7 protein-coding genes are annotated in these 7278 nt (G+C 66.6%); all 7 read left to right on the plus strand.

All coding sequences use genetic code 11. The features are described from left to right. Window positions 1-704, plus strand: a 704-nt coding sequence (locus RR928_RS23525; protein WP_332684477.1) for an acetyl-CoA C-acyltransferase, incomplete at its 5' end; no start/stop codon positions are given. A gap of 8 nt (window positions 705-712) precedes the next feature. Beyond that, the gene (locus RR928_RS23530; protein ID WP_332684479.1) at window positions 713-1921 is read left to right on the plus strand and encodes an acyl-CoA dehydrogenase family protein; all 1209 of its coding nucleotides are present in this window, start codon (window positions 713-715) and stop codon (window positions 1919-1921) included. Window positions 1922-1931: 10 nt separating this feature from the next. Next, a complete protein-coding gene (locus RR928_RS23535; RefSeq protein WP_332684481.1) occupies window positions 1932-3071 on the plus strand; it encodes an acyl-CoA dehydrogenase family protein in 1140 nt (379 codons plus the stop codon). After that, entirely contained in the window at window positions 3068-3880 is an 813-nt protein-coding gene (locus RR928_RS23540) for an oxepin-CoA hydrolase, alternative type (protein ID WP_332540216.1), read from the plus strand. The genes RR928_RS23535 and RR928_RS23540 overlap by 4 nt, the downstream gene beginning before the upstream one ends. Before the next feature lie 22 nt (window positions 3881-3902). Beyond that, window positions 3903-5150, plus strand: coding sequence for a CaiB/BaiF CoA transferase family protein (locus RR928_RS23545; RefSeq protein ID WP_332540215.1), 1248 nt, complete (start codon window positions 3903-3905; stop codon window positions 5148-5150). 58 nt (window positions 5151-5208) lie between these two features. After that, the gene (locus tag RR928_RS23550; RefSeq protein WP_332540214.1) at window positions 5209-6198 is read left to right on the plus strand and encodes a Bug family tripartite tricarboxylate transporter substrate binding protein; all 990 of its coding nucleotides are present in this window, start codon (window positions 5209-5211) and stop codon (window positions 6196-6198) included. A gap of 7 nt (window positions 6199-6205) precedes the next feature. Then, on the plus strand, window positions 6206-7189 hold the full coding sequence (locus tag RR928_RS23555; protein ID WP_332540213.1) for an NAD(P)H-dependent flavin oxidoreductase: 984 nt from the start codon (window positions 6206-6208) through the stop codon (window positions 7187-7189). The last annotated feature ends 89 nt before the right edge of the window (window positions 7190-7278 follow it).

The following is a 7278-nucleotide window of genomic DNA, read 5'->3' on the forward strand; positions in this document are numbered from 1 at the left end:
GCATCAGCCGCGAAGACCAGGATCTGTTTTCGCTGCAAAGCCAGCAGCGCACGGCCGCGGCCCAGGAAAAAGGCCTGTTTGCCGACGAGATCATTGCCTGCGCCACGCGCATGGCCGAGAAGAACAAGGAAACCGGCGAAGTCACGCTGCGCGATGTGATCGCGACCAAGGACAACTGCAACCGCCCCAGCACCACGCTCGAAGGCCTGGCCAAGCTCGAGCCCGTCAAGGGCCCGGGTCAGTTCGTCACCGCGGGCAATGCCTCGCAGCTGTCCGATGGCTCGTCGGCCAGCGTGCTGATGGAGGCCAAAGAGGCCGAGCGCCTGGGCCTGCAGCCGCTGGGCGCGTTCCGCGGCTTTGCGGTCGCGGGCTGCGAGCCCGATGAAATGGGCATTGGCCCGGTGTTTGCCGTGCCCAAGCTGCTGGCGCGCCACGGCCTCAAGGTCGAGGACATCGGTCTGTGGGAAATGAACGAAGCCTTTGCCTCGCAGGCGCTGTACTGCCAGCGCACGCTGGGCATTCCTTCCGAGCTGTTGAACGTCAACGGCGGCGCGATCTCCATCGGCCATCCGTTTGGCATGACGGGCGCACGCCTGGTCGGCCACCTGCTGCTCGAAGGCCGTCGCCGCAAGGCCAAGTACGGCGTGGTGACGATGTGCATTGCCGGCGGCATGGGCGCAGCAGGCCTGTTCGAAATTTACTGAGAAAACCAATGGATCTGAATTTCACCCCCGAAGAGCTGGCGTTTCGCACCGAAGTGCAGGAATTCCTGCGCGACAAGCTGCCCGCCGCGCTGGCGGCCAAGGTCAAGGCCGGCCAGCGCCTGAGCCGCGACGACCAGTCCGAATGGCATGCGATCCTCAACGAGCGCGGCTGGTTTGCCAACCACTGGCCCGAGGAACATGGCGGCCCGGGCTGGACGCCGGTGCAGAAGTTCATCTTCGACCACGAGTGCGCGCTCGCCGGCGGCCCGCGCATCGTGCCCTTTGGCGTCAACATGCTGGGCCCGGTGCTGATCAAGTACGGCAACGAAGCGCAAAAGAACTACTGGCTGCCGCGCATCCTCAGCGGCGAGGACTGGTGGTGCCAGGGCTATTCGGAGCCCGGCGCGGGCTCCGATCTGGCGTCGGTCAAGACCACGGCCGAGGCCGGTGTCGACGCCCAGGGCGCGCACTACATCGTCAACGGCCAGAAGACCTGGACCACCCAGGGCCAGCACGCCAACATGATCTTCTGCCTGGTGCGCACCGACAAGCAGGCGCGGCCGCAGTCGGGCATCAGCTTCCTGCTGGTCGACATGAACACCCCGGGCGTCGAGATCCGCCCCATCCGCACGCTGGACGGCGACCGCGAAGTCAACGAAGTGTTCTTCACCAACGTGCGCGTTCCCGCCGAGAACCTGGTGGGCGAGGAAAACAAGGGCTGGACCTATGCCAAGTACCTGCTGACCTATGAGCGCACCGGCATTGCGGGCGTGGGCTTCTCGGTGGCCGGGCTGGAAAAGCTCAAGGCGATTACCAGCCGCGTGCAGCGCAACGGCAAGCCGCTGGACCAGGACCCGCAGTTCGCCCAGCGCCTGGCCAAGGTCGAGATCGACCTGGAGAACATGAAGACCACCAACCTGCGCGTGATCGCGGCCGTGGCCGGCGGCGGCGTTCCGGGCGCGGAAAGCTCGATGCTCAAGATCCGCGGCACCGAGATCCGCCAGGAAATCCTGTCGCTGATACGCCGCGCCATGGGGCCGTACGCGCTGCCGTTCACCGAGGAGGCGCAGTACTCGGACTATGCGGGCGAGAGCGTGGGCCCCAAGGAAGCGGCCACGGCCGCGGCCAACTACTTCAACTACCGCAAGCTGTCGATCTTCGGCGGCTCCAATGAAATCCAGAAGAACATCATCTCCAAGATGATCCTGGGCCTGTGAGGCTGGCGCGATGAATTTTGAACATACCGAAGACCGCCGCATGCTGGCGGACACGCTCAACCGCTTTGTCTCCGAGCAATACGGTTTCGAGACCCGCAATGCGATTGCCTATGGCGACGTGGGCATGGCGCCCGCGCTGTGGAGCCAGTTCGCCGAACTCGGCGCGATTGGCGCGCTGTTCACCGAGGCCGATGGCGGCTTTGGCGGCGCAGGCTTCGACATCGCCGTGGTGTTCGAGGCCCTGGGCCGCGGCCTGGTGGTCGAGCCTTTCCTGGGCGCGCTGATGGTGGGCCGGGCATTGGCCGCCGTGGGCACGCCGGCGCAAAAGGCGCTGATTGCCAATCTGGTGGACGGCAGCACGGTTGCCGCGCTGGCGCACGACGAGCCGGCCAGCCATTACGAGTTGAACCGCGTCGCCACGCGCGCCGAGCGCAGCGCAGGCGGCTGGACGCTGTCGGGCGCCAAGGCCGTGGTGCTGCAGGGCGACCATGCGAATCTGCTGCTGGTGTCGGCACGTACTTCCGGCGCAGTCGACGGCGAAGACGGCATTTCGCTGTTTCTCGTTCCCGCCGAGGCCGCCGGCCTGACGCGTCGCGGCATGGGCCGCATGGACGGCGGCCGCGTCGCCGAGATCACGCTCGACAAGGTGCAAGTCGGCGCCGACGCGCTGCTGGGCCAGGAGGGCCAGGGCCTGGCGACGCTGGAGATCGCCGTCGGCGCGGGCGTGCTGGCGCTGTGCGCCGAAGCCGTGGGCGCGATGGAAGTCGCCAAGCGCGACACGCTCGAATACCTGCAGACGCGCAAGCAGTTCGGCGTGGCCATCGGCAGCTTCCAGGCGCTGCAGCACCGCATGGCCGATCTGCTGCTCGAGATCGAGCAGTCGCGCTCGGCGGTGATCAATGCCGCGGCGGCGCTGGACGGCGACCGCCTGACGCGCGAACGCGCGCTGTCGGCCGCCAAGGTGACGATTGGCCGCATCGGCGCGCTGGTTGCCGAGGAAAGCATACAAATGCACGGCGGCATAGGCATGACCTGGGAATTGCCGTTGTCGCACTATGCCAAGCGCCTGGTGATGATAGATCACGAACTGGGCGACGAAGACCACCATCTGGCGCGCTTCATGGCGCTGGGCCGGGAGACTGCGCAATGAGCAACGAACAAAACACCGCCCTGATCACCCGCCGCGAAGGCGCGGTGCTGGTGCTGAGCAACAACAATCCGGCGGCGCGCAATGCGCTGTCGCCGGCGTTCTACCTGGCGCTGACGCAAGCGCTGCACGATGCGAAGAACGACCCCGGCGTGGGCGCCATCGTGCTGACCGGCGAAGGCGGGCATTTCTGCGCCGGTGGCGATCTGCGCCAGCTGGTCAAGCGGCGCGAACTGTCGGTGGCCGAGCGGCGCGAAAAGCTCGAAGGCCTGCATGACCTGATTCGCGCCGTGCGCGCCTGCCCCAAGCCGGTGATTGCCGCCGTCGAAGGCGCGGCCGCCGGTGCGGGCGTGTCGCTGGCCCTGGCCTGCGACATGCTGGTGGCGGCGCGCAATGCGGCGTTCTCCGTGGCCTATGTGAAGATCGGTCTCACGCCCGATGGCGGCGCCACGGCGTTTCTCGCGCAGTTCGTCTCGCGCCAGCTGCTGACCGAGCTGTGCCTCACGGGCGAGCGCGTGTCGGGCGAGCGCCTGCATGCGCTGGGTGCGGTCAACCGCCTGGCCGAGCCCGGCGAAGCGCTGGCCCAGGCGATTGCGCTGGCCCAGCAACTGGCCTCGGGGCCCGATGAAGCCATGGGCAACATCAAGGCGCTGTGCCACGCCGCCTACGACAACACGCTGGAGCAGCAGCTCGAGCAGGAAGCGCAGTTCATGGTGCACGCCCAGGCCAGCGAGGAGTCGCGCGAAGGCATGGCGGCCTTTCTCGAAAAACGCCCGGCCGATTACACGCAACTGCGCCAGCCACGCGGCTAGCAGCAGCGGCAAGGAGACAACATTGAGCGACAACAACAACACCTCACCCGCCGACGACAGCACCGATTTCCCGCTCGAAGGCGTGCGCGTGCTCGATCTGTCGCGCGTGTTTGCAGGCCCTATGTGCGGCATGGTGCTGGCCGACTTCGGCGCTGAAGTCATCAAGGTCGAACACCCCGAGCGCGGCGACGACACGCGCGACTGGGGCATTCGCATCGGCAAGACCGAGACCACCTACTACAGCGCGATGAACCGCAACAAGCGCTCGGTCACGGTCGATCTGCAAAGCCCTGAAGGCATCAAGATCATCCATGATCTGCTGCCCCAGTGCGACGTGGTGCTGCACAACTTCAAGACCGGCGGCGCCGAGAAGCTGGGCCTGGGCTACGAGCAACTCAAGGCGCTCAAGCCCGGCCTGATCTACTGCGCGATTGCCGGCTACGACACCTCGGGCCCCGAGGCCAAGCGGCCCGGCTACGATCTGGTGATACAGGGCGAGGCCGGGCTGATGGCGCTCAACGGCGAAGCCCAGCAGCCGCCGCTCAAGTTCGGCGTGGCCGTGGTCGATCTGATGACCGGCATGTACGCGGCCCAGGCGGTGCTGGCCGCACTGTTCCGGCGCGAGCGCACGGGCAAGGGGCGGCTGATCGAGATGGCACTGTATGACTGCGGTCTCACGGTGACCGGCTACTACGGCCTCGACGCCATGCAGCTGGGCCGCGACCCGCAGCGCTATGGCAATTCGCACCCGTCGATCGTGCCCTACGGCATGTTCGAGGCCGCCGACGGTCCGTTGATCATTGCCGTGGGCAACAACCAGCAATTCGAGCGCTTTTGTCGCGATGTGGTGCAGCGCCCCGACATCCTTGAAGACGCGAAGTTCGCGACCAATGTCGAGCGTTCCAAGAACCGCCCGGCACTGCTGCCGCTGCTCACCGAGCTGATACGCGCCGAGACGCGCGATGTGCTGATCGAGCGCATGTCGCGCTTCGGCATTCCTTGCGGCCGGGTCTCGGGCCTGCACGAGGCATTGACCAGCGAGCGCACGCGCCGCGGCGGCCTGTTGCAGGAAATGCCCCATCCCGTGGCCGGCACCACCCATGTGTTTGCGCCGCCGTATCGGCTCGACGGCAAGCGCCTGCCGATACGCAATGCCCCGCCCACGTTGGGCGAGGGCACGAAGGACGTGCTGCAGCAACTGCTGCAGCTGTCCGAGCAAGAGCTGCAGGCGCTGCAGGCCAAGGGCGTGCTGACGCTGCCCGGCGCCTGAGACCATCCATCCCGCGGCCGGGTGCCGCGGGACACAGCTACAAAGAGACAGAGACACCATGAATACTTTTGCCACTACCCGCCGCGGCGTTCTGGCCCTCGCGGCCGCCCCCTTGTTTGCCGGCAGCGCGTTCGCGCAGCAGGCGGCCTGGCCCAGCAAGATGGTCAAGCTGATCGTGCCGTTTCCCGCAGGCGGCCCCACCGACACCGCTTCGCGCATCCTCGGGCAGAAGCTGTCCGAACGCCTCAAGCAGACCGTGCTGGTGGAAAACCGCCCCGGCGCTTCGGGCTCGATTGCCGCGGCCCAGGTCGCCAAGAGCCCGGCCGACGGCTATACGCTGGTGATGCTGGCCACGCCCACGCTGCTGGCGCCGCATCTGTACAAGACCGCGGGCTACGACACCGTCAAGGACTTCGCGCCCGTGGCCACGGTCTATGACCTGCCCATCGTGATCGTGGTCAACCCCAAGCTGCTGCCCGAAGTCACCGACATCAAGAGCCTGATTGCCCACGCCAAGGCGCAGAAGACCGCGCTCAACTACACCAGCTCGGGCGCGGGCAGCTTCGGCCACCTGAGCATGGAGCTGCTCAAGCAGATGGCCGGCTTCGAGATGCAGCATGTGCCCTACAAGGGCGGCACGCCGGCGATCACCGATACCATTGGCGGCCAGGTGCCCATCATGTATGCCGATCTGGTTGCGGCGCTGCCGCATATCCAGGCGGGCAAGCTGCGCGCCATTGCCGTGGGCTCGCCCCAGCGCGTGGCCATGCTGCCCGATGTCAAGACCATTGCCGAGCAGGGCATCAAGGGCTATGACGCCGTGTCCTGGGGCGGCCTGCTCGCGCCCAAGGGCACGCCCGCGGCCGTGGTCGAGCGCATTGCCGGCGAAGTCAAGCAGATCCTGGCCGAGCCCGAGACCCAGAGCCGGCTGCTCAACGCGGGCGCGATTGCGTTCTACCAGTCGCCCGCCGAGATGGCCGGCCGCATCCAGCAGGATTACACCCGCTGGGGCCAGCTGATCCGCGACAAGCACATTGCTTCCGAGTGAGCCCGCAATGAAGACGCGCATCACCGAGCTGTTCGGCATCCAGCATCCCATCATCCAGGGCGGCATGCACCATGTGGGCCTGGCCGAGCTGGCCGCTGCGGTATCGAATGCCGGCGGCCTGGGAATCATCACCGGCCTGACGCAGCGCACGCCCGAACTGCTGGCCGCAGAGATCGCGCGCTGCCGCGCGCTGACGGACAAGCCGTTTGGCGTGAACCTGACCTTTCTGCCGTCGGTCAATCCGCCCGACTACCCGGGCTATGTCCAGGCCATCATTGACGGCGGGGTGAAGATTGTCGAGACCGCGGGCAACAACCCGCAGAAATGGATGGCGGCGCTCAAGGGCGCGGGCATCAAGGTGATCCACAAGTGCACCTCGGTGCGCCATGCGCTCAAGGCCGAGGCCATTGGCTGCGATGCGATCAGCGTCGACGGCTTCGAGTGCGGCGGTCATCCGGGCGAAGACGACGTGCCCAATTTCATCCTGCTGCCGCGCGCGGCGCAGGAACTGAAGATTCCGTTTGTCGCCTCGGGCGGCATGGCCGACGGCCGTTCGCTGGTGGCCGCGCTGGCCCTGGGCGCCGAAGGCATCAACATGGGAACGCGCTTCATTGCCACGCAGGAAGCGCCGGTGCACGACAACGTCAAGCAGGCGATTGTCGCCGCGAGCGAACTCGACACCCGGCTGGTGATGCGCCCGCTGCGCAATACCGAGCGGGTGCTGACCAATGCGGGCGTCGAACGCCTGTTGGCCAAGGAGCGCGAGCTGGGCGCGGCCATCACCTTTGCCGACATCGCGCCCGAAGTCGCGGGCATCTACCCGCGCGTCATGCAGCAGGGCGACATGCAGGCCGGCGCCTGGTCCTGCGGCATGGTTGCGGGCCTGATCGACGACATCCCCACGGTACAGCAATTGATAGACAGCATCATGGACCAGGCACAGGCGCTGATCAGCGCCCGTCTGGCGGGAATGCTGCAGCCCTCGGCCTAGTCCGCCCCTTTTTTCAAAACCTTTTGGAGACTCTCTCCCATGAAAATCATTGTTCCCGTCAAGCGCGTCGTCGACTACAACGTCAAGGT

This window comes from Comamonas sp. (assembly GCF_036666375.1).
Taxonomy (GTDB): Bacteria; Pseudomonadota; Gammaproteobacteria; order Burkholderiales; family Burkholderiaceae_C; genus Comamonas.

Coding starts and splice junctions, on each gene's coding strand:
- RR928_RS23530 (WP_332684479.1), top strand. CDS start 713: ATGGATCTGAATTTCACCCCCGAAGAGCTGGCGTTTCGCACCGAAGTG.
- RR928_RS23535 (WP_332684481.1), top strand. CDS start 1,932: ATGAATTTTGAACATACCGAAGACCGCCGCATGCTGGCGGACACGCTC.
- RR928_RS23540 (WP_332540216.1), top strand. CDS start 3,068: ATGAGCAACGAACAAAACACCGCCCTGATCACCCGCCGCGAAGGCGCG.
- RR928_RS23550 (WP_332540214.1), top strand. CDS start 5,209: ATGAATACTTTTGCCACTACCCGCCGCGGCGTTCTGGCCCTCGCGGCC.
- RR928_RS23555 (WP_332540213.1), top strand. CDS start 6,206: ATGAAGACGCGCATCACCGAGCTGTTCGGCATCCAGCATCCCATCATC.